Annotated in this window: 20 protein-coding genes, 1 tRNA gene and 2 pseudogenes; 11 read left to right on the forward strand and 12 right to left on the reverse strand. The window is 74.8% G+C overall.

Annotated features, from left to right (window positions below):
* From GD970_RS21790 to GD970_RS17945, 6 genes and pseudogenes are all read left to right on the forward strand, one after another.
* Window positions 1–882, forward strand: a pseudogene (locus GD970_RS21790) (hypothetical protein); the annotation flags it as partial.
* The gene (recR, locus tag GD970_RS17925) at window positions 882–1,490 is read left to right on the forward strand and encodes a recombination mediator RecR (protein ID WP_152204273.1); all 609 of its coding nucleotides are present in this window, start codon (window positions 882–884) and stop codon (window positions 1,488–1,490) included. The pseudogene GD970_RS21790 and the gene recR, both read left to right, overlap by 1 nt.
* 153 nt (window positions 1,491–1,643) lie before the next feature.
* Window positions 1,644–2,429, forward strand: coding sequence for a TSUP family transporter (locus tag GD970_RS17930; protein WP_152204274.1), 786 nt, complete (start codon window positions 1,644–1,646; stop codon window positions 2,427–2,429).
* A 172-nt stretch (window positions 2,430–2,601) separates the two neighbouring features.
* A complete protein-coding gene (locus GD970_RS17935) occupies window positions 2,602–3,882 on the forward strand; it encodes an aspartate kinase (protein WP_152204275.1) in 1,281 nt (426 codons plus the stop codon).
* Window positions 3,879–4,967, forward strand: coding sequence for an aspartate-semialdehyde dehydrogenase (locus GD970_RS17940; protein WP_152204276.1), 1,089 nt, complete (start codon window positions 3,879–3,881; stop codon window positions 4,965–4,967). The genes GD970_RS17935 and GD970_RS17940 overlap by 4 nt, the downstream gene beginning before the upstream one ends.
* Before the next feature lie 193 nt (window positions 4,968–5,160).
* The gene (locus GD970_RS17945; protein WP_170297314.1) at window positions 5,161–5,550 is read left to right on the forward strand and encodes a VOC family protein; all 390 of its coding nucleotides are present in this window, start codon (window positions 5,161–5,163) and stop codon (window positions 5,548–5,550) included.
* A gap of 13 nt (window positions 5,551–5,563) precedes the next feature.
* Here the strand turns inward: GD970_RS17945 and GD970_RS17950 are convergent, their stop codons facing one another.
* Entirely contained in the window at window positions 5,564–7,426 is a 1,863-nt protein-coding gene (locus GD970_RS17950) for a prolyl oligopeptidase family serine peptidase (protein ID WP_226925439.1), read from the reverse strand.
* A gap of 182 nt (window positions 7,427–7,608) precedes the next feature.
* Between GD970_RS17950 and GD970_RS17955 the strand changes: the two genes are divergently transcribed.
* Both GD970_RS17955 and GD970_RS17960 read left to right on the forward strand, forming a co-directional pair.
* Window positions 7,609–8,520, forward strand: a complete 912-nt coding sequence (locus GD970_RS17955) for an isocitrate lyase/PEP mutase family protein (RefSeq protein WP_152204278.1) — start codon at window positions 7,609–7,611, stop codon at window positions 8,518–8,520.
* Window positions 8,521–8,522: 2 nt separating this feature from the next.
* Complete coding sequence (locus GD970_RS17960; protein ID WP_152204279.1) at window positions 8,523–9,647, forward strand: bifunctional 2-methylcitrate synthase/citrate synthase; 1,125 nt, start codon at window positions 8,523–8,525, stop codon at window positions 9,645–9,647.
* A gap of 45 nt (window positions 9,648–9,692) precedes the next feature.
* Here GD970_RS17960 and GD970_RS17965 read toward each other — a convergent pair whose 3' ends face one another.
* On the reverse strand, window positions 9,693–9,914 hold the full coding sequence (locus GD970_RS17965) for a hypothetical protein (protein WP_152204280.1): 222 nt from the start codon (window positions 9,912–9,914) through the stop codon (window positions 9,693–9,695).
* 115 nt (window positions 9,915–10,029) lie between these two features.
* Window positions 10,030–10,200: a hypothetical protein gene (locus GD970_RS17970; protein WP_155524124.1), complete on the reverse strand. Its 171-nt coding sequence runs from the start codon at window positions 10,198–10,200 to the stop codon at window positions 10,030–10,032.
* Between the two features lie 93 nt (window positions 10,201–10,293).
* Between GD970_RS17970 and GD970_RS17975 the strand changes: the two genes are divergently transcribed.
* Window positions 10,294–11,241 carry a GlxA family transcriptional regulator gene (locus GD970_RS17975; RefSeq protein WP_152204282.1) on the forward strand — a complete coding sequence of 316 codons (948 nt, stop codon included), beginning with the start codon at window positions 10,294–10,296 and terminating at the stop codon, window positions 11,239–11,241.
* A gap of 46 nt (window positions 11,242–11,287) precedes the next feature.
* Here the strand turns inward: GD970_RS17975 and GD970_RS17980 are convergent, their stop codons facing one another.
* The 5 genes from GD970_RS17980 to GD970_RS18000 all read right to left on the reverse strand — a co-directional run bounded on the left by GD970_RS17980 (window position 11,288) and on the right by GD970_RS18000 (window position 17,120).
* A complete protein-coding gene (locus GD970_RS17980; RefSeq protein WP_152204283.1) occupies window positions 11,288–12,097 on the reverse strand; it encodes a slipin family protein in 810 nt (269 codons plus the stop codon).
* Window positions 12,094–13,500, reverse strand: a complete 1,407-nt coding sequence (locus GD970_RS17985) for an NfeD family protein (protein WP_211489845.1) — start codon at window positions 13,498–13,500, stop codon at window positions 12,094–12,096. Before GD970_RS17985 ends, GD970_RS17980 begins: the two co-directional genes overlap by 4 nt.
* Window positions 13,501–13,665: 165 nt before the next feature.
* Window positions 13,666–14,148, reverse strand: coding sequence for an NUDIX hydrolase (locus GD970_RS17990; RefSeq protein ID WP_152204284.1), 483 nt, complete (start codon window positions 14,146–14,148; stop codon window positions 13,666–13,668).
* Window positions 14,149–14,166: 18 nt separating this feature from the next.
* On the reverse strand, window positions 14,167–14,892 hold the full coding sequence (locus GD970_RS17995; protein ID WP_152204285.1) for a VIT1/CCC1 transporter family protein: 726 nt from the start codon (window positions 14,890–14,892) through the stop codon (window positions 14,167–14,169).
* A gap of 164 nt (window positions 14,893–15,056) precedes the next feature.
* Window positions 15,057–17,120: a PhoX family protein gene (locus GD970_RS18000; protein ID WP_152204286.1), complete on the reverse strand. Its 2,064-nt coding sequence runs from the start codon at window positions 17,118–17,120 to the stop codon at window positions 15,057–15,059.
* Between the two features lie 218 nt (window positions 17,121–17,338).
* Between GD970_RS18000 and GD970_RS18005 the strand changes: the two genes are divergently transcribed.
* Window positions 17,339–17,818 (forward strand): GNAT family N-acetyltransferase, encoded by a 480-nt coding sequence (locus tag GD970_RS18005; protein ID WP_170297273.1) that lies wholly within the window; start codon window positions 17,339–17,341, stop codon window positions 17,816–17,818.
* A 20-nt stretch (window positions 17,819–17,838) separates the two neighbouring features.
* Here GD970_RS18005 and GD970_RS18010 read toward each other — a convergent pair whose 3' ends face one another.
* Complete coding sequence (locus GD970_RS18010; RefSeq protein ID WP_152204288.1) at window positions 17,839–18,081, reverse strand: hypothetical protein; 243 nt, start codon at window positions 18,079–18,081, stop codon at window positions 17,839–17,841.
* Window positions 18,082–18,459: 378 nt separating this feature from the next.
* Window positions 18,460–19,191 (reverse strand): annotated as a pseudogene (locus tag GD970_RS18015) (dienelactone hydrolase family protein); the annotation flags it as partial.
* A gap of 172 nt (window positions 19,192–19,363) precedes the next feature.
* Here GD970_RS18015 and GD970_RS21795 point away from each other — a divergent pair.
* Window positions 19,364–19,531 (forward strand): hypothetical protein, encoded by a 168-nt coding sequence (locus GD970_RS21795; RefSeq protein WP_155524123.1) that lies wholly within the window; start codon window positions 19,364–19,366, stop codon window positions 19,529–19,531.
* 88 nt (window positions 19,532–19,619) lie between these two features.
* Here GD970_RS21795 and GD970_RS18020 read toward each other — a convergent pair.
* A tRNA-Pro gene (locus GD970_RS18020) sits at window positions 19,620–19,693 on the reverse strand.
* Window positions 19,694–19,820: 127 nt separating this feature from the next.
* Complete coding sequence (locus GD970_RS18025) at window positions 19,821–20,756, reverse strand: metallophosphoesterase (protein ID WP_152204289.1); 936 nt, start codon at window positions 20,754–20,756, stop codon at window positions 19,821–19,823.
* Between the last annotated feature and the right edge of the window lies 1 nt (window position 20,757).

Consider the following 20,757-nt stretch of genomic DNA (forward strand, 5'->3'; position numbering starts at 1 on the left):
GGTCCGGCCCAGGACGCCCGGACCGCCAACACCGCGCCCGCCGCCGAGCGCCCGGCCCCCACCGCTGCCCAGCCGCGGCCCACCGTCACACCCGCGGCGCCCGCCGCTCCCGCTGCTCCTGCCGCGCCGCCCGCCCCGGCCGGCGCCGACGACGGCGGCGCGGACGCGGAGATGATCCGCAACCGGTGGTCCGAGGTCGTCGCGACGCTCGCGCGGATGAAGCGCTCCACCTGGACCCTCGTGTCCCAGAACGCCCACGTGGGCGAGGTCGCAGGCGGCGTCCTGCGGCTCGTGTTCACCACCGCCGGCCTGGCCACCGCCTTCCGCAACGGCCCGCACACCGCGCCGGTGCAGCAGGCCCTCGCCGAGACGCTCGGGGTGCGCCTGCGCATCGAGGCCGTCGCGGCCGACGGCTCCGGCGCCCCGGGGGTCGCGGGCCGCGCGGCGCCCACTCCCGCGGCCGCGCCGGTGCCGAGCGCCGCCACGCCCCCGAGCGCGGTCGTCAGCGCCCGCGCGAGCTGGCAGAGCCCCGCCACGCCCAGCGCCGCCTCCCCGGCGGTCCCCGGCCCCGCCGCCGCGGCATCCCCCGCCCCCGAGGACGACTACCCGCTGCCGCCGGAACCGGTCGACGACGAGGGCCCCCACCCGGACGCTCCCGCGGCGTTCGCCCCCGCCCCGCCCGCCCGGCCGGCCGCCGCGCCGCCCGCGGCCGCGCCCCCGGTGCCGGCGCCCCGGCCGACGGTCTCGCCCGCCGACGACGTCGCCTCCTTCGACGACCCTGACGCCGAGGGCTCCGGCCTGGTCGGCGCGCCGCTCGTGGCCAAGGTGCTCGGCGGCACGGTCATCGAGGAGATCACGGTGCCGCCGCAGGGGGCGATGTAGTGGCAGGCGTCTACGAGGGCGCCGTCCAGGACCTCATCGACGAGCTCGGCCGGCTGCCGGGCGTGGGACCCAAGAGCGCCCAGCGCATCGCGTTCCACATCCTCTCCGCCGACGCCGACGACGTCACGCGCCTGGTCAACGCCCTCACCCAGGTCAAGGAGCGGGTCCGCTTCTGCGAGATCTGCGGCAACGTCTCGGAGGGGCCGCGCTGCCGGATCTGCGAGGACCCGCGGCGCAACCCCACGGTGCTCTGCGTCGTGGAGGAGGCCAAGGACGTCGTCGCGATCGAGCGCACCCGGGAGTTCCGCGGGCGCTACCACGTGCTCGGCGGGGCCATCAATCCCATCGACGGCGTCGGCCCGGACGACCTGCGCATCCGCGAGCTCATGACCCGCCTGGCCGACGGGGAGGTGGAGGAGGTCATCCTCGCCACCGACCCGAACATCGAGGGCGAGGCCACGGCCACCTATCTCGCGCGCCTGCTGCGCGGGATGGGGATCGCCGTCTCCCGCCTCGCCTCCGGCCTGCCCGTGGGCGGCGACCTCGAGTACGCCGACGAGGTCACCCTGGGCCGCGCGTTCGAGGGCCGCCGCCGCGTCGAGTCCTGACCCCGGCCGGTGGTGCGGTAGGAGCGGCGGGCGCCGCGGCCGTGTCACGCCGGTGCGCGGCGGGCGCCGCGGCCGTGTCACGCCGTGCCCGGCGGGCGCCGCCGCGCGGACCGGTGCGCGGCGCACACCCGCTGACGTGGTGAGATACCCGTCGTGCCACCGGAGATCGACGCCCTCGCCATCGTCCTGCTCGTCCTCGCGGGCCTGACCGCCGGGTGGGTGGACGCGGTGGTGGGCGGCGGCGGCCTCATCCAGCTGCCGGCGCTGCTCCTCATGCCGGGACTGACCCCGCTGCAGGCGCTGGCGACGAACAAGGTCGGCTCGATCATGGGCACCTCGACCAGCGCCGTGACCTACTACCGGCGGGTGGGCCCGGACCTGCGCACGGCCGCGCCGATGGCCATCGCCGCGTTCCTCGCCGCCGTCGGGGGCGCGGCCGTCGCCAGCCACATCCCGGCCGCGGCGTTCACCCCGATCATCCTCGTCGCCTGCGTGGCGGTGGGCGCCTGGACCCTGGCCCGCCCCGCGCTCGGGCGCACCACCGCCCTGCGCTGGGAGGGGCACCGGCACGTCGGCGCCGCGCTGGGGCTCGGCCTGCTCATCGGGTGCTACGACGGACTCCTCGGCCCCGGCACCGGGAGCTTCCTCGTCATCGCCCTCGTCGGGGTCCTCGGCTACGCGTTCCTGCCGGCCTCCGCGATCGCCAAGATCGTCAACTTCGCCACCAACCTCGGCGCGCTCGTCTTCTTCGTCCCGCACGGCGCCGTCGTCTGGTCGCTCGGACTCGTGGTCGGCGCGGCGAACCTCGTCGGCGCCTACATCGGCGCCCGCATGGCGGTGGCCCGCGGCAGCGCCTTCGTCCGTGTGATCTTCGTCCTCGTGGTCGGCGCGCTGGTGGTCCGCCTGGCCTGGCAGACCGCCGAGCAGTACTGGATCTGAGGCAAAACCGCCCCCCGCGCCTGCGTCCCGGGACGGTCCTGCGGAACGGCCATGGTACGTCCACCATCCGGATCCGCCGGTGACCGGAGCATGAGACGCACCTAGACTTGCCGGGTCAGCGGCGGCGGAGCACCGCGTCCCGCCGCCTCCCCACCGGTTCCGGAGCACACTCGTGGCCCTCGTCGTGCAGAAGTTCGGCGGCTCGTCCGTCGCCGACGCCGCCAGCATCAAGCGCGTCGCCAGGCGGATCGTCGAGACGAAGCAGGCCGGCAACGACGTCGTCGTCGTCGTCTCGGCTATGGGGGACACCACCGACGACCTGCTGGACCTCGCCGGCCAGATCACCGACATGGCCCCCGCCCGCGAGATGGACATCCTCCTCACCGCCGGCGAGCGGATCTCCATGGCGCTGCTGGCCATGGCCATCCACGAGCTGGGCGTCAAGGCCCGCTCCTACACCGGCCAGCAGGCCGGCCTGCGCACCGACACCCGCTACGGCAAGGCCTCCATCACCGGCGTGGTGCCCGAGCGGGTCACCCGCGCGATCCACGACGGGCAGGTCGCCATCGTTGCGGGGTTCCAGGGCGTCAACGAGCTGGGGGACGTCACCACCCTCGGCCGCGGCGGCTCGGACACCACCGCCGTCGCCCTCGCCGCGGCGCTGGAGGCGGACGTCTGCGAGATCTACACCGACGTCGACGGCCTGTTCTCAGCCGACCCGCGTATCGTGCCCGCCGCCCGCCACGTCGCCCGGCTGACGTACGAGGAGACCCTCGAGCTGGCCGCGCAGGGTGCGAAGATCCTGCACCTGCGGGCGGTGGAGTTCGCCCGCCGCTACAAGGTGCCGCTCCACGTCCGCTCGTCGTTCTCGAACAAGGAAGGCACCTGGGTCACCGACGCGCCCGTCGAGACCGGGGCCGAGGAGGAAGCCATGGAAGACCCGATCATCTCCGGCGTCGCGCACGACCGCAGCCAGGGCAAGATCACCGTCATCGGCGTCCCGGACATCCCCGGCACCGCCGCCCGGCTCTTCGAGGTCGTCGCCTCCGCCGACGCGAACATCGACATGATCGTCCAGAACGTCTCCTCCGAGGAGACCGGGCTGACCGACATCTCCTTCACCCTGCCCGAGGCCGACGGCCCCGCCACCCTCAAGGCGATCGAGGCGGCCCAGGACGAGCTGAAGTTCGAGGAGCTGCGCTACGACGACCAGATCGGGAAGCTCTCCCTGGTCGGCGCCGGCATGCGCTCCCACCCGGGCGTGTCCGCGAAGCTCTTCGGCGCCCTCGCGGCCGCCGGCATCAACATCGAGATGATCTCGACCTCGGAGATCCGCATCTCCGTGGTCACCCGCGCGCAGGATCTCGACAACGCCGTGCGCGCGGTGCACACCGCATTCGGTCTCGACGCCACAGAGGCCGAGGCCGTGGTCTACGGAGGGACCGGACGATGACCACCACCGCAGCATCCGCCCAGCCGGCCGCGCAGAGCGCCGGCCTGACCCTCGCCGTCGTCGGCGCCACCGGCCAGGTCGGCTCCGTCATGCGCACCCTGCTCGAGCAGCGCGACTTCCCCGCGACCGCGGTGCGGTTCTTCGCCTCCGCCCGCTCGGCCGGCACCACCCTGCCCTTCCGCGGCGAGGAGATCGTCGTCGAGGACGTCGCGACGGCGGACCTCGCCGGCATCGACATCGCCGTCTTCTCCGCCGGGGGCGCCGCCTCACGCGCGCACGCCCCGCGCTTCGCCGCCGCGGGCGCCGTCGTCGTGGACAACTCCTCCGCCTGGCGCAAGGACCCCGAGGTGCCGCTGGTCGTCTCCGAGGTCAACCCGCACGCCATGGCGAACCGGCCCAAGGGCATCATCGCCAACCCCAACTGCACCACCATGGCCGCGATGCCCATCCTCAAGGTGCTCGACCGCGAGGCCGGGCTGCAGCGCCTGGTCGTCTCGACCTACCAGGCGGTCTCCGGCTCCGGTCTCGCCGGGGTCGAGGAGCTGGCGGGGCAGGTGCGCGCCGCCGTCGAGCAGGACTTCACCCAGCTAGCCCTCGACGGCTCCGCGGTGACCATGCCCGCGCCGGTGAAGTACGTCGCGCCCATCGCGTTCGACGTCGTGGCGCTGGCCGGGTCGCTCGTCGACGACGGCTCCGGCGAGACCGACGAGGAGCAGAAGCTCCGCAACGAGTCGCGCAAGATCCTCGAGCTGCCCGACCTCGCCGTCGCCGGCACGTGCGTGCGGGTGCCGGTCTTCACCGGGCACGCGCTGTCGATCAACGCCGAGTTCGCCCGGCCGCTGAGCCCCGAGCGGGCCCGCGAGCTGCTCGCCGACGCCCCCGGCGTCGAGCTGTCCGACGTGCCGACGCCGCTGCAGGCCGCCGGCGCGGACCCGAGCTTCGTCGGCCGCATCCGCACCGACCAGTCCGTGCCCGGCGGGCGCGGCCTGGCGATGTTCGTCGCCAACGACAACCTGCGCAAGGGCGCGGCGCTGAACACCATCCAGATCGCCGAGCTGCTCGCCAAGGAGCTCGTCGCGGCCTGACGCCGCCTCGCGCGAGGGCCCGGCGCCGGCTGCTGCCGGCCGCGGGCCTTCGCCGTCCGGCCGCGTGCAGGCCGCCGCCCCTGGACCCCGCCGTGGGCCGTCGGCGTGGGGCCGTCGATGGGGGCGGTGCCGGCGGGCGGGGCGCGGCGTTACGCTGGCGGCCCCGACCCTGCCGACGATGTCAGGAGCAGCCATGACCCAGAGCACGCCGCCGCGCCCCACCGTCATGTGGTGGGAGGTGCCCGTCGCCGACCTCGCCCGGGGCAAGGAGTTCTACGGCGCCGTCTTCGGATGGACCTACACCTCGATGGGCGACGACGAGAACTACGCCATCATCACCGTCGACGGCACCTTCATCGGCGGCCTGTACAAGGCGCAGCCGGACACGCCGACCGCGCCGTCCGTGCGCATCTACGTCGACGTCGAGGACCTCGAGGCGACGCTGCGGGCGGTCGAGTCCGCGGGCGGGTCGGTGACCAAGCCGCGCACCGAGGTCGGCGGCGACATGGGCTGGTGGGCCGAGATCGCCGACCCGGACGGGCGCTGGCTGGGCCTGACCACGAGCAACCCGCCGCGCGGCTGAGGCCCGCGCCGGGTCAGGGCCCGGCGGGCAGGTGGCGGCGCACGAAGTCGAGCTGGCGGCGCAGCTGCACCACCTCCTCCTCGACGACCACGCTGCCGTGCCCGGCGCCGTAGGTGTACAGCTCCACCTCGCCGGGGTAGTCCTCCCGCGCCCGCAGCGCCCGGACGTAGTTGAGCACCTGGCCCAACGGGCATCGCGGGTCGTTCTCCCCGGCCATGACGAGCACCGGCGCCCGCACGGCGTCGACGTACGTCAGCGGGCTGGCCACCCGGTACGCCTCGGGCACCTCCTCCGGCGAGCCGCCGAAGATCGACCGGTCGAACGCCTGCAGGTCCGGCATCTCCTCGTAGTAGGCGGTGACGTAGTCGGCCACCGGCACGTCGGCCAGGCCCACCGCCCACCGGCCCGGCTGGGTGCCCAGGCCGAGCAGGGTGAGGAACCCGCCCCAGGAGGCCCCGGCCAGCACCGACCGCGCCGGGTCGACCACCCCGTCGGCCACGAGCTGGTCGTGCACCGCGGCGATGTCCTCCAGCTCGGTCAGGCCCACCCGCCCCTCGAGCGCGTCGCGCCAGGCCGACCCGTACCCGGTCGAGCCGCGGTAGTTGACGCTGACGACGGCGAAGCCGTGGTCCACCCAGGCGGCCAGGTACGCGGAGAAGGAGTCCGACCGGTGCCACGCCGGCCCGCCGTGGACGTCGACGAGCACGGGGAAGGGCCCCTCGCCGGGCGGCAGCCGCAGCAGCGCGTGCACCCGCCCGCCGGGCCCCTCGGCCCAGACGTCGCGCACCGGCACCGACGGCGCGGCGCGCAGCCCCTGCGGAGCGAGGATCTCCCGGCTCGTCGTGGCCGACACGACGGTGCGCGGGCTCGCGGCGGAGGACCACCGCAGCCACACGTCCCCGTCGGGCCGCGGGCTGGCCTCGGAGACGGTGCCGTCCACCGGGCCCACCGGGGTGGTCACCGCGGCGGCGAGCACGTGCCGGTACAGCCGGGTGCGCGCCTCGTGGTCGACGGCGACGAGCAAGGTGGCGCCGTCGGGGTACCACCAGGCGTCGGTGACCTCCCCGGGCAGCGGCTCCCCGCCGGGCAGGCGCAGGAGCACGTCGTGGAGCAGGCCGGTGCCCAGGTCCCACACGGCCAGCTCGGCGCGGCCGCGCCGCTCGTGGGCGAGGAGCAGGCGCAGGTCGCCGTCGCGCGGGGCGAAGTCGATGGCGGTCAGGCCGCGGCCGGGGCCGTCGTCGAGGTCGGCGACCACCGCCCCGGTGTCCGCGGCGACCACGCGCAGCGCCATGTGCCGGTTGTCCCCGCGCTCGGAGTGCTCGATGGCCACGAGGTTGCCGTCGTGGGACAGCGCGGCCGCCTCGGCGTCGCACTCGTGCCGGTAGAGCAGCACCAGCTCGTCGGTGCCCGGCTCGGTCGCCCCGACCACGACCTGGTGGATCGTCGTGCCCTGGTCCGAGCTGCGCCCGACGACGGCGGTGCCGTCCCGGGCGAGCAGCAGCCCGGCCGGGTAGGCGTCCGGGAGGTCGAGGGGGTCCTGCACGCCGTGCCCGGGCGGGGAGCCGAAGGGCTGGCGGCGCCACCGGCCGAACTCGTCGCCGTCGGTGTCGTCGAACCACCACACCCACCGGCCCAGCGGGTCGATCGTGGCCAGGGTGGTGCCCTGCAGCCGGTCGGTCGCCTGCACGAGCCGGCCGGTGCGCTGGTCCCAGGAGTGCACCTGCAGGACGCCGCGGGCTGTGGCGACCACGCAGGCCCGGTGCGGGGCGTCCTCGGCCCACTCGGGCAGCTCGACCTGGGGGGCGCGCAGGCGCATCTCCCACGGGGGCGGTGGCCAGTCGGCGGCGGGCGGCCGGGCGGCCGAGGGTGTGCTCACGCTGGCAGCGTAGAGCGGCCCGGGCCGGTGGCGCCGCACCCGCGGACGTCGCGGGCGAGGCCGCGGCGAGCGAGTGCCGCCCCGGGGGTGCCACCAAGGCGAGGGGCGCTGCATCATGGTGCCTGGCTCTGCCGACCATCGCCCACCGGTCATCGCTGACCCGCGGAGAAGAGGGGGCACGGATGCTCCACGCCAGGACCAGCCCCGCCGCCAAGCGCGCCGTCCTGCGGGAACGGCTGGCGACAGCCGAGCAGCCGCTGCGGCTGCCTGGCGCCTTCAACGCCCCCACCGCGAGGCTCATCGAAGAGCTCGGCTTCGAGGGGGTCTACGTCTCCGGCTCCGTGGTCGCCGCCGACCTCGGCCTGCCGGACGTCGGCCTGACCACCCTGTCCGAGCTGGCCCACCGGGCCGGCCAGATCGCCCGCATGACGGACCTGGGCACGCTGGTCGACGCGGCCGCCGGCTACGGCGAGCCGATGAACGTCGCCCGCACCGTCCAGGTCCTCGAGGACCACGGGCTGGCCGGCTGCCACATCGAGGACCAGGTCCACCCCAGTCGCTGCGGCCAGGGCGACTGTGCCCCGACCGTCGGCGTCGCCACCGCCGTCCACCGGATCCGCGCGGCGGTGGATGCCCGCCGGGACGGGAACTTCCTCGTCGTGGCCCGCACCCTCGTCCGCGCCGCCGCCGGCCTGGATGGCACGGTCGAGCGCGCCCGGGCCCTCGTCGGGGCCGGGGCCGACGTCGTCTTCCCCGAGGGCCTGCGCGACCTGCGCGAGTTCGAGGCGGTGGTGCGCGCCGTCGATGTGCCGGTGCTGGCCGACATGAGCGAGCTCGGCGGGTCGGCCCTGTTCACGGTCCGCCAGCTCGCCGACGCCGGCGTGCGGATGATCGTCTACCCCGTCACACTGCTGCGGCTGGCGATGGGCGTCGTGGAGCGCGGGCTCGGTGTGCTGGCCACGCAGGGGACGCAGGCCGCCCTCGTGCCGGAGATGCAGACTCCCGCGCGGCTCGACGAGCTCCTCGACGCCCCCGCCTACACCGCGTTCGACGAGCTCATCTACACCTACCGGCCCGACGGCACCGAGGAGTGAGCGTGTCCCAGACGTCCGAGATCCACCGCGGCCTGGCCGGCGTCGTCGTCGACGTCACGGCGATCTCCAAGGTCGACCCCGAGAGCAACTCCCTGCTCTACCGTGGCTACCCGGCCCAGCAGCTGGCGACCCACGCCACCGTCGAGGAGGTGGCGCACCTGCTGTGGCACGGCGAGCTGCCCAGCCCCGACCAGCTCGCCGTCCTGATCGCCGAGGGCCGCACCGCGCGGTTCCTGCCCGACGCCGTGCGTGCCGCCGTCGAGGCCCTGCCGGTGACCTGCCACCCCATGGACGTGTGCCGCACCGCGGTGTCCGTGCTCGGGGCGAACGACCCCCGGGCCGAGGACTCCTCCCGAGAGGCCGAGATCGCCAAGGCCGTCCAGCTCTTCGCCGTCATGCCCGGCGTCGTCGCCCTGGACCAGCGGCGCCGGCGTGGCCTGGAGCCGGTCGAGGCGCGGGCCGACCTGTCCTACGCCGAGAACTTCTTGTGGATGACGTTCGGCGTGGTGCCCGACGACGTCGTCCTGCGCACCTTCGAGAGCTCGCTGATCCTCTACGCCGAGCACTCCTTCAACGCGTCGACGTTCACAGCCCGGGTCATCACGTCCACGCTCGCGGACCTGCACTCGGCGGTCACGGGCGCCATCGGCGCGCTCAAGGGCCCGCTGCACGGCGGAGCCAACGAGGCGGTGATGCGTACCTTCGACGCCATCGGCTCCGCCGCGAACGTCCCGGCGTGGCTGGACGCGACCCTGGCCCGCAAGGAGAAGGTCATGGGCTTCGGCCACCGGGTCTACAAGCGCGGCGACTCGCGGGTGCCGACCATGCGGGCGGCCCTGGACGACCTGGTGGAGCACACCGGTCGCCACGACCTGCTGGAGATGTACGAGGCCCTCGAGCAGGGCATGCGCGACCGCACCGGCATCGAGCCGAACCTCGACTACCCGGCGGGCCTGGCGTACCACCTCATGGGCTTCGACACCTCGACGTTCACGCCGATCTTCGTCGCGGCGCGGGTGCTCGGCTGGACGGCGCACATCATGGAGCAGCGCGCCGCCAACGCCCTCATCCGGCCGCTGAGCGAGTACGTCGGGCCGCCCCAGCGCGAGGTGCCCGAGGGTCTGTGACCGCGCCCGTCAGCACGGCTCGGCCCGGTCAGCGGCTCCACCCGGTCAGCACGGCTCGACGGCGCGGCGCACGCGCGGGCGCGGCCGGAGGGCGGCCAGCACGAGCCGGGCCCGGCCGAGCGCCCGGGCCGACGCGGCGGGAGCCGCGCGGTCGGGCAGGGCGCGCAGCCGGCGCCGGTGCTCGGCGCGGGCGAGCATCTCCTCGTGATGGATGCGGGCGAGCATCTCGTGCGGGTGGCCGACGTAGGGCGTCGTCTGGCGGGACATGACTCCTGCTTCCGGTGAGCGGGGATGGGCGGTGAGCGAGGGGGGAGCGGGTACGGGCGCTGAACGAGGGACGGGCGGGCAGACGGGACGAGGGGGAGACGGACGGTCGGTCAGGTCAGTGGAGGGTCCACTCGTCCTCGCCGAAGCCGCGGTGGCTCTGCGGCGCGCGACGGTTGGTGAACGAGTGGCCCCGGTCGTCGTCGCGGATGACGGCGACGAGGTAGCCCAGCAGCGCGAGGGCCACGGCGGCGGCGAGGACGGAGATGACGATCACGGTGAGGAACATGGCAGAAATCATGCAAGCATCTGAGACCTGCCACGAGTGGCAGAGAAGCCACGTTCCGTCGATTTTCTGCCAGAGTCGTGCCACCATGGACGCGTGATCACGAACGTGGCCGCGCTCGTCTACGAGGGGGTCTCCCCCTTCGAGCTCGGCGTCGTCTGCGAGGCCTGGGGCGTGGACCGCTCCGACGACGGCCTGCCCACCTTCGACTTCGCCGTGTGCGCCCCGCGGCCCGGGACGGTGCCGACCAACACCGGCTTCGCGCTGCAGGTCGAGCACGGCCTCGAGCGCGTCGCGGCGGCCGACCTCGTCGTCGTCCCCGCGGTCGGCCGCCAGCGCCCCGTGCCGGGCGAGGTGATCGAGGCGCTGCAGGCCGCCTACGCGCGCGGCGCGCGGATCATGTCCGTGTGCACCGGGGCGTTCACCCTCGGCGCGGCCGGCCTGCTCGACGGGCGCGAGTGCACCACGCACTGGATGCACACCGCCGAGCTGGCCGAGCGGTTCCCGGCGGCCCGGGTGATCCCCGAGGTCCTCTACGTCGACGACGCCCCCGTGCTCACCAGCGCGGGCACGGCGGCGGGCCTGGATGCCAGCCTGTACCTGTGGCGCCAGGAGTTCGGCTCGGCGGCCGCGAACCAGGTGGCCCGGCGCATGGTCGTGCCGCCCCAGCGCGAGGGCGGCCAGGCGCAGTTCATCACGAACCCGGTGCCCGAGTGCGACGCCGAGACCCTGGGGCCGGTGCTGACCTGGATCCTCGAGCACCTCGACGAGCCGCTCGACGTCCCCACCCTGGCGGCGCGGGCGCTGATGTCCCCGCGCACCTTCGCCCGCCGGTTCCGCGCCGAGACGGGCACGACGCCGCACGCGTGGATCACCGCCCAGCGGGTCCGGCGCGCGGAGCAGCTCCTGGAGGAGACCGACCGGCCGGTGGAGCGGATCGCCGCCGAGGTCGGGTTCACCCCGGCGGTGCTCCGCCACCACCTGGCCCAGGTGCGCGGCCTGAGCCCGCAGCGCTACCGGCGCCGCTTCTCCGCCGTCGTCTGACGGGCGGGACGGACCCCGGCTGCCGCGGCGCCCCGCCGTCGGGCGCTCAGGCCGCCGCGGGTCGCGGCTCGACCGGTGCCTGCTGGCCGTTGCCCGACGCCTGGCGGGAGGCGTCGAACAGGCGCAGCAGCTCCATCGGGATGGGGAAGGCGATCGTGGAGTTCTTCTCCGCGCCGAGCTCCAGCAGCGTCCCGAGCAGCCGCAGCTGCAGGGCCGCGGGGTGCTTCTCGAGCACCACCGCCGCCTCGCCGAGGTTGGTCGCGGCCTCCTTCTCGCCGAGGGCGTGGATGACCTTGGCGCGCCGCTCGCGCTCGGACTCCGCCTGGCGGGCCATCGCGCGGCGCATGGTGTCGGGCAGGACGACGTCCTTGAGCTCGACGATGGTCACCTTCACCCCCCACGGGTCCGTCACCGAGTCGATGACCCGCTGGAGCTGGACGTTGATCTGGTCGCGCTTGGAGAGCAGGTCGTCGAGCACGGTCTGGCCCAGGATGCTGCGCAGCGTGGTCTGGGCCACCTGCTGGGTGCCGAAGCGGTAGTCGTCGATCGACAGCACCGAGCGGACGGGCTCGATGACGTTGAAGTACGCGACGGCGTTGACCCGGACGGTGACGTTGTCGCGCGTGATGATGTCCTGCGCCGGGACGTCGTAGGTCTGCGTGCGCAGGTTGACCCGGGTGAGCCGGTCGACGACCGGGATGATGACGATAAGGCCAGGGCCCTTGAGCGGCTGGATCCGTCCCAGGCGCAGGATGACCCCGCGCTCGTACTCCGGCAGCACATGGATGGCCGCCGAGAGCAGGATCACGACGACCACGAGGGCCACCACGACGCCGATGAGGGTGGCAATGCTCATGACTGGTCCTTCCGTGAGGCGGGCGGTGGCCCGCCGCCGTCGCCGGCGGGGTCCGCCGGCACGATGAGAAGCACGAGGCCGTCCAGCCCCACGACGCGGGCGGTGGCGCCCGGGCGCAGCGGCGGGCCGGTGCTGCGCACCGACCACCAGGCGCCCTCGACGAACGCCCGCCCGGTCAGGCCCTCGGCCTGCGCCACGGTCACGGTCTGCCCGCGCAGGAGGTCCGCGCCCGTCGTCGTCGGCCGCTGCCGGCGCGAGCGCACCGCGAGGCGACCCACCACGACGGCGGCCGCGCACAGCACCACGGCGAGCGGGACCGCCGCGGACAGGTCCACCGCGACCCCCTGCGCGCGGTCGAACAGGAACACCGCGGCGAGCAGGAGCGCCAGCGCCCCGCCGAGGGCGAACGCGCCGGTGCCGGGGGCGAACAGCTCGGCGACGAACAGGCCCGCGGCGACGGCCAGGAGGAGCAGGCCGACGGCGGTCACCGGCAGCGCCGCGATGCTGTACAGGGCGAGCAGCACCGCCGCGGCGCCGGTGGCGCCCGCCAGGCCCACCCCGGGCGTGGCCAGCTCGACCAGGACGGCGATGAACCCGCCGACCAGCAGGAGGAACGCCAGGTCGGGGTTGGCGAGGGCCTGCAGCACCCGCTCGGTGAGGCTCAGCTCCTGGCGCTCGACCACGGCCCCGGCGGTGTGCACGGTGACCTGCTGGCCGCCGGCGACGGTGACCACGCGCCCGTCGGCGGCGGCGAGGGCGTCGGCCAGCGTGGGCGCGACGGCGTCGGCCACGCCCAGGCGCACGGCCTCGTCGGCGCCGATGGACCGGCCCGTCCGCACCGCCTCGCCGGCGAAGCCGACGTCCCGGCCGCGCAGGCGGGCGAGGGCCTCGGCCTGGGCCGCGGCGTCGTTGACGATCTTGCGCGAGAGGTCCTGGCCGCCGGAGGTGATCGGCGTGGCGGCGCCGATGTTCGTGCCCGGGGCCATGACGAGGACGTGCGCGGCCAGGGCGACGATCGCGCCGGCCGAGGCGGCCCGGGCGCCGGCGGGGCTGACGTAGACGATGACCGGCACCGGGCTGGCGAGGATGTCCTGGACGATGACGCGCATGGCGCTGACGAGGCCGCCGGGGGTGTCGAGCTCGACGACGTAGGCGGCATAGCCGCCCGTGCGGGCGCGGTCGAGGCCGCCGGCGAGGTGGTCGGCGATGACCGGGGTGACCTCCGTGGCCACCCGGGTGACGAGCACCGTCGGGGTCCCGGGCGGCGCGGGGGCCGCGGCGGTCGGCGGCGCGGGCTGCCCGGCCGGGCCGTCGGCGGCGGCGCCGGGCGCGAGGGCGAGGAGCGCGAGGAGTCCCGTGAGCGCGGCCACCAGCCGGCTCATGAGCACGAGGCGGGCGCGCATCTTCGCTCACTGTCCTTGGCGCCATGGTAGGCGCGGGACTCGGGCGACGGCAGGGGCGCGGCCCGCGCTCGCGGGCGGCCTCGGCGGGGCCGACGGCTCAGCGGGCGCCGGGAGAACGGTGCGGCGGCTCGGTCCGGGGGCCGGGTACTCGCCGCGGCAGCCCGGTCAGCGGACGAAGTGCGGGCCGGCGGCGGGGTCGTCGCGGAACGCGAGCGCCCGGCCCAGCCGCTCCCGGGAGGAGTCGGTGAGGTCGGCGGGTAGCTGGTCGAGCGGGAACCAGCCGACGGCGAGGGACTCGTCGTCGGCCACGTGCGCCTCCCCGCCCACCGGTTCGCACCAGAACGTCAGGTCGAGGTACTGGGAGCGGTCGCCGTTGGGGTAGCGGACCTCCGTGCCGGCGCCGACCGAGGTCAGGGCGAGCACGCGCACGACGACGCCGGTCTCCTCCGCCACCTCGCGCGCCAGCCCCACGGCCGGCTGCTCGCCGGGCTCGAGGATGCCCGAGGGCAGGGCCCACCGGCCGTTGTCGGCGCGCTGGCCGAGCAGCACCCGGTCGCCGTCGAGGACGGCGCCGGTGACGCCGGGCAGCCAGAGCAGATCGGTGCCGATGCGGGCGCGCAGGTCGGTGATGAAGGCGGGGACGGGCATACCGGGAGGCTACGCGGCTCAGACGACCCCGGCGGTCCCGAGCAGGCTGCCGACGAGGAACGTCGCGGCGAGGGCCAGCGCGCCCCCGACCACGACGCGGGTGGCGGCGCGGGCGCGGGAGCCGCCGCCGATCCACGCCGCGAGGGTGCCCGTCAGCGCCAGCGCGGCGAGGGTGGCCACGAAGGTCACCGGCACCCGGACCGGCTCCGGCGGCAGCAGGATCGCCAGCATCGGCAGCACCGCGCCGGCGAGGAAGGAGACCGCCGAGGCGAGGGCGGCGTGCCAGGGGCTGACGACGTCGTCGGGGTCGATGTTGTGCCGGGCGCGCAGGAGGGCGCCGAGGGGGTCGCGGGCGGTGAGGTCGGCGGCGACCTTCCGGGCGGTGGCGGGGGAGATGCCGCGGGCCTCGTAGCTGCGCGCCAGGCGGTCGCGGGCGCCGTCGGGGTCGGCGGTCAGGGCGGTGCGCTCGGCCTCGATGAGGCTGCGCTCGCTGTCGCGCTGGCTGGAGACGGAGACGTACTCGCCCAGGGCCATCGACACCGCCCCGCCGACGACCGCGGCCAGGCCCGCGGTGACGATGGGGCCGATCTGGGTGGTGGCGCCGGCGACGCCGACCACCACCGCCGCGGTGGAGACGATGCCGTCGTTGGCGCCGAGGACGCCGGCGCGCAGCCAGTTGAGCCGCTGGGCCAGGCCGCCGGTGCGCTCGGCCGGCTGCTCGGTGCGGGTGACGGTGTCGGTCATGATCGGAGGGAATCACCGGGGCGGGGCGGTCTGCAACGAAGGTGAGGATTGCCTTCGCGGCCTGCGGCACAGCCCGGTCCGGGGCCGGAAGGTCGGTCACCCCGGGGACGGGACGGCCCCCGCACCCGCCGAGGCGGGCCGGGGGCCGTCGTCGTGCTGACCGGTCAGTGCCCGATCTTCTTACCGTCGGCGCGCCACGTCACGGCGACCGAGGGCCGCGGGACCGAGGTGCCGCCGTCGGGCCAGTGCGAGGTGGGGTTCTCGAAGGTGGAGCCGTCGCCCTCGCCGGGGTGCTGGACGCAGACCAGCACGCGGTCGTCGTCGATCCACGGACCGCACGTCTCGGCGTGGACCGGGACGGTGAGGAACTGCTTGACCTGGCCGCGGAACTCCCCGTCGACCGCGACGGCGAACAGGCCGTCGTTGCTGCCCAGGGCGTTGCCGTCGGTGCTGATCCACAGGTTGCCGCGCTTGTCGAAGGCGACGTTGTCCGGGCAGGAGATCGGGGAGACCTGGGACTTGTCGAACCCGGCGAAGTAGGTGCTGGGGTCGTTCGGGTCGCCGGCGAGGAGGAAGACCCGCCAGGCGAAGGATCCGGCGCCGGCGTCGTTCCGGGCCTCGGCGACCTCCAGCACGTGGCCGTGCTTGTTGTTGGCCCGCGGGTTCGCCTCGTCGGCCTGGCCGGGCAGGCGGCGGGTGTTGTTGGTCAGGGCGACGTAGACCACCCCGGTGACCGGGTTGGGCTCGACGTCCTCGGGGCGGTCCATCTTCGTGGCGCCGACGGCGTCGCCCGCCTGGCGGGTGAAGAGCAGCACCTCGACCCCGCTCATCCCCGGCACGTGGCTGATGGCCTCGGAGCCGCGGGAGGTGACCAGCGGGATCCACTCGCCCGCGCCGTCGAAGGCGCCGTCGGAGGGCAGGGTGCCGTCGCCGGTGATCTCGGCGGCGGGGGAGTTGCCGGTGAACTTCGCGACGTAGAGGGTGCCGTGGTCGAGCAGGTCGCGGTTGTCGCCCGTCCCGACCTTGTCGGTGGAGACGAACTTGTAGAAGTAGTCGAAGCGCTCGTCGTCGCCCATGTACACGGCCAGGCGGCCGTCCGCGGTGATCCGGGTGGTGGCGGCCTCGTGCTTGAAGCGGCCCAGCGCGGTGCGCTTCTTCGGGGTGGAGGTGGGGTCGTAGGGGTCGACCTCGACGATCCAGCCGAAACGGTTGGCCTCGTTCGGCGCCTTGAGCAGGTCGAAGCGGTCGTCGAAGCGCTCCCACTTGCGCTCGGTGGCACCGCCGGTCATGCCGTAGCGGCGCAGGCGCTCCTTGACCACCGGGTCGGTGACCGAGGCGGCGTTGGCGAAGTACTGGTTGAAGTTCTCCTCCGCCGTGAGCCAGGTGTCCCAGGGGGTCAGGCCGCCGGAGCAGTTGTTCAGGGTGCCGAGCACGGTGCGCCCGGAGGGGTCCGCCGGGGTCTTGACGAGGTCGGTGCCCGCGACGGGCCCGGTGAGCTCGAACGCGCTGTGGGTGTCGAAGCGGCGGTTGAGGCGGTGGTCGACGATCGGGTCCAGGGCGCCGGAGCGCTTGCCGCGCCGGCCGGAGGTGACGGCGACGACGCTGAGCCCGTGGGCGGCCCAGGCCACCTCGACCTGCTCGCGGGTGGGGTTCTCGGCGTCGTACCCGGCGAACATGAGGACCTCGTCGGTGTACTCGTGGTTGGCCACGAGGAGGAACTCGTGCTGGCCCTTGAGGGGCAGCAGCCCGAGGTAGTCGCAGTTGTACCCGAACTGGCGCCGCTGGGCCGCCGCGGTGAGGTTGGCGGCGTCGAAGTCGGGGGCGTCGGAGAAGAGCTTGTCGCCCCAGCGGATGACGACGTCCTGGAGGTAGCCGGCGGGGGTGGTGAGCTTGTCGTCGGTGTTGGGGGCGACGGGCTCGAAGTTCAGGCCGGGGGCGGCGCCGGCCTTGCCGGCGTTGCCCTGGTTGCCGGGGGCGGCGAGGGCGGGCTGCTGGCCGAGCACGGTGGTCGCGGCGCCGGCGGCGGCCACGACGGCACCGGCCTTGAGGGCGGTGCGGCGCGAGAAGGCGCGGGCGGCGACGTCGCCGAAGTACTCCCCGCCGGAGGTGTTGGGGACGTCGTGGAAGCAGGCGTCACCGCAGCGGAAGCGGCACGTCAGCGCCGAGCGGGAGCCGCCGTGGCGGCCGGTGAGGAGGGGAAGCAGGCGTCTGGGCGCGGTCTCGGTCATCAGGGCTCCTTGAGTGGGGTACGGGCCCGACGTTAAGGAGCGATGTCGTCCGTTGAGAGAACGGTGGGTGAAGTCTTCGCGACGGGGGCGTGACCGCGGGTCCCGTCCTCGGCGCGCCGTGCTCACTGGGGAACGCGGCGCTCGCGACGTCCGGCCGGGGCGCCTGCTGGTGGCCCGCGGTTCACCTGCCGTTCCCGGGCGCCCCTTACCGTCCGCGCGTGACCGTGCTGCTTCCCCCGGCGGGCCTCCACCCGGCGCTCACCCTTCACCCCGGCCCGGTGCCGGCCGCCGTCCAGGCGGCGGTGGGCCGGCTCCGCGGACCGGACCCGCGGCTGCCCGGCCGGGCGGCGCACGCGGCGCTGTACGCCCAGGCGGTCGCCGACGGCACGCTCGTGGGGTTCTGCCTCGCCGAGGAGCCGAACACCGAGCCCGGCGCCTCGTGGGCCCACCACGGCGCCGCCGGGCCCGAGCTCGGCGTGCTCGTCGTCGACCCCCGGTGGCGCGGGCGGGGGCTGGGCGTCGGGCTCGTCGGCGCGGTCGCCCGGGCGGTCGCCGCATCGGGGCGGACGGCGGTGGCCGTCACCGCCCCGGCAAGCCCCGCCGTCGCCGTCAACCGGCGGGTGGGGGCGCGGGTGGCGGGCACCTTCCGGCGCGGGCCCGAGGAGCTCTGGCTCTGGGACTTCGCCGGGGTGCGCTGAAGGGGCGCCGACCTCCCCGGTCAGCGGGTGCTGAGCTCCGCGCAGAACTGCCCGCGGGCGAGGGCCAGCTCCAGCGCGGCGTCGCGCAGCCCGGTGCTCTCCGCGACGAGCGCCTCCGGCACGCCGGCCTTCACCGCGTGGACGAGGGCGACGTTGCGGGCGCACAGCCGCTCGAAGGTGACCACCGGCTCGGTCCGGAGGGCGGCCTCGGCCGCACGCAGCGAGGTGAGCGCGGCGGCATGGGCGGTGGGGAGGGAGAGCACAGGACCTCGGTTCGTCGGGACGTCGGCTCGACGCTACGGTCGCACAACCGTGGCTGGCCAACGTCGCGTCACCATCCGTGCAGGAGTTGTGCGCCGGTGCGGGCGCGTGTGCCGCGCGGTCGGTGCGCGACCGTGTCAGGCAGGCGTGCGGCTCACCGCGACCCACCGGTCGACGGGCTGGGGTGCGGTGAGGGAAGCGGAAGGGCCGCCGTCCTGCGTGTCCGCAGGGCGATGGCCCTTCCTCTGGCCCGATCACGGCCGGAGTTCGGACCGACCTCGGGAGCGCTGGCTCACCCCATCGAGGAGGGCCGGGACCTGTCCTTGATGTGCGGCATGCTGGCCGGCGCCGCCTACCGCCTGCTGCCGGGCAGACGGTAGGCGCAGATGCCGGGCGAAGAACCCGGCCGCGTCCTCCGCTGCGAACTGCGGGACACCGGCGTGCCCGCCCATGTTGGCGTGCAGCGTCTTCTCCTTGGAGCCGAAGGCGTCGAACAGGTCCAAGGCCGCCTGTCGATCGTTCCCTTCGTCATCCCACTGCAGCAGGACATGCAGCGGAATGGTGACCTGTCGAGCCTCCTCGACGATGGTGCGAGGCACGAAGCTCCCGGCGAAGAAGCCGGCGGCCACGATGCGCGGCTCGACCACCGCCAGCCGGATGCCGATGGAGATCACGCCCCCCGAGTACCCGACCGGGCCGCCGATCTCTGGCAGCGACAGGAGGGCATCCAGGGCGGCCTGCGATTCGGGGACCGCCTTGTCGACGAGCGGGAGGATGAGGGCGTCGATGATCTCGTCGCTGACCGGCTCGCCGGCCTCCACAGCCCGGCGCAGGTCGGCGCGGGCCTGCTCGGCGACGGTCCAACGGGGCCGGTCACCGCTTCCGGGGAGCTCGATGCTGGCCGCAGCGAAGCCCTCCGCCGCAAGACGCCGGGCTCGCGCCACCAGCCGGGGGTACATCTTGTGCAGTCCGAGCGGGGGGTGGCCGAGCAGGATCAGCGGGACCGGTGCGGATCCGGATGCGGGCGTCCACAGGATGCCGGGGATCTCGGCGAGGATGAATTCGCGTTCGAGGACGCCGTCATCGTGGCGCAGCTCAGAAGTGAATCGCATGGTCGTGCCTTTCGGGAGTGCCCTTGGACGGCGCTCCCGGACGACCTATCGCCCGACCGTGACCCCAGAGGGGAGCACCCATGTCGAAACTGCGTTCACGGGTACCACCTCCTCCTTCTCTGCCACGGCCACCAGGAAGCTATCAGTGGACACAGGGGCCGCCACAGGTTTTTTGCGAGCACCCCTCACGACGGTTCAGGCGTGGCTCGGTCACAGCTCCATCGAGATCGCCGCGCGCTACCTGCACCACCTCGGCGACGCCGCCGACCGATCCGCGCTGCAGCTGCTCAACGGCGCCCCGGACGGGGAGGCGGACCAGCGCGACCGGCGGCCGGGGTGATCCGCCGCAACCGGAGCGCATGCGGACCAGCAGAAGGCGAAGCCCCTGGTCTGCGTCGCCGCAGGCCAGGGGCCTCACTTCTCTCCGGTCGGGGTGGCGGGATTTGAACCCACGACCTCTTCGTCCCGAACGAAGCGCGCTACCAAGCTGCGCCACACCCCGGAGGAACTCGTTAAGAATAGCCGAGCCGTGGGCCGTCCGTGAAACCCGGGGGCCCGGATGAGACGGATGCCACGTGCTGGCGGGCCCCACGCCACGTGCTGGCGGGCCACGCCACGTGCGGGCGGGCTCAGGCGGGGCGCGGGACCAGGGTGAGCAGCGACGCCTCCGGCCGGCACGCGAACCGCACCGGGGTGTACGGGCTGGTGCCCAGCCCCGCCGAGACGTGCAGCCACAGCGACCCCTCGCCCCCGGGGGTGCCGGGGCGGGCGCCGGGCCAGCCGTGCAGGCCGCTGGCGCGGGACCGGTCGAGGTCGCAGTTGGTCACCAGGGCCCCCGCGACGGGCAGGCACAGCTGCCCGCCGTGGGTGTGGCCGGCCAGGACGAGCTCGCAGCCGTCGTCCCGCATGGCGTCGAGGACCCGCAGGTAGGGCGCGTGCGAGACGCCGAGGTGGACCCCGGCCGGCCCGGCCGGCCCCGCCGTGGCGGGCGCCGGGAACCGGTCGCGGTCGAGGTGGGGGTCGTCCACGCCGACCAGGCTGAAGGACGTGCCCGCGGCCTCGACGGCGTCGCGGCGGTTGGTCAGGTCCTTCCACCCGGCCCGGGTGAACGCCTCGACCATCTCGTCCACGGGCAGCTCGACCGGGTTCGGGGGCAGGGACGTGCGGGCGTCGCGCAGCAGGTAGCGGGCCGGGTTCTTCGGCCGGGGCGCGAAGTAGTCGTTCGAGCCGAGCACGAAGGCGCCGGGGCGCTCCAGCAGCGGGGCGTAGGCCTCGAGCAGGCCGGGCAGGGCCCGCGGGTGGGCGACGTTGTCCCCGGTGGTGATCACCAGGTCCGGCTCGAGGCGGTCCAGGGCGCGCACCCAGGCGACCTTGTCGCGCTGGCGGGGGAGCAGGTGCAGGTCCGAGAGGTGCAGCACCCGCACCGGGGCGGCACCGGCGGGCAGCACCGGCACCTCGTGGCGGCGCAGGGTGTACATGCGGGCCTCGGCGAGCGCCCAGCCGAGGGCGCCGAGACCGGCGAGCGTGAGGGCACCGAGGCCCCGGGCGACGGGTTGGGTCGTCATG

Source organism: Georgenia thermotolerans (assembly GCF_009193185.1).
Classification (GTDB): domain Bacteria; phylum Actinomycetota; class Actinomycetes; order Actinomycetales; family Actinomycetaceae; genus Georgenia; species Georgenia thermotolerans.

Excerpts from the sequence above, each read along its gene's own strand:
- GD970_RS17940 (WP_152204276.1), top strand. The coding sequence starts at position 3,879 with ATGACCACCACCGCAGCATCCGCCCAGCCGGCCGCGCAGAGCGCCGGC.
- GD970_RS17945 (WP_170297314.1), top strand. The coding sequence starts at position 5,161 with ATGACCCAGAGCACGCCGCCGCGCCCCACCGTCATGTGGTGGGAGGTG.
- GD970_RS17955 (WP_152204278.1), top strand. The coding sequence starts at position 7,609 with ATGCTCCACGCCAGGACCAGCCCCGCCGCCAAGCGCGCCGTCCTGCGG.
- GD970_RS17965 (WP_152204280.1), bottom strand. The coding sequence starts at position 9,914 with ATGTCCCGCCAGACGACGCCCTACGTCGGCCACCCGCACGAGATGCTC.
- GD970_RS17970 (WP_155524124.1), bottom strand. The coding sequence starts at position 10,200 with ATGTTCCTCACCGTGATCGTCATCTCCGTCCTCGCCGCCGCCGTGGCC.
- GD970_RS17980 (WP_152204283.1), bottom strand. The coding sequence starts at position 12,097 with ATGAGCATTGCCACCCTCATCGGCGTCGTGGTGGCCCTCGTGGTCGTC.
- GD970_RS17985 (WP_211489845.1), bottom strand. The coding sequence starts at position 13,500 with ATGCGCGCCCGCCTCGTGCTCATGAGCCGGCTGGTGGCCGCGCTCACG.
- GD970_RS17990 (WP_152204284.1), bottom strand. The coding sequence starts at position 14,148 with ATGCCCGTCCCCGCCTTCATCACCGACCTGCGCGCCCGCATCGGCACC.
- GD970_RS17995 (WP_152204285.1), bottom strand. The coding sequence starts at position 14,892 with ATGACCGACACCGTCACCCGCACCGAGCAGCCGGCCGAGCGCACCGGC.
- GD970_RS18000 (WP_152204286.1), bottom strand. The coding sequence starts at position 17,120 with ATGACCGAGACCGCGCCCAGACGCCTGCTTCCCCTCCTCACCGGCCGC.
- GD970_RS18025 (WP_152204289.1), bottom strand. The coding sequence starts at position 20,756 with ATGACGACCCAACCCGTCGCCCGGGGCCTCGGTGCCCTCACGCTCGCC.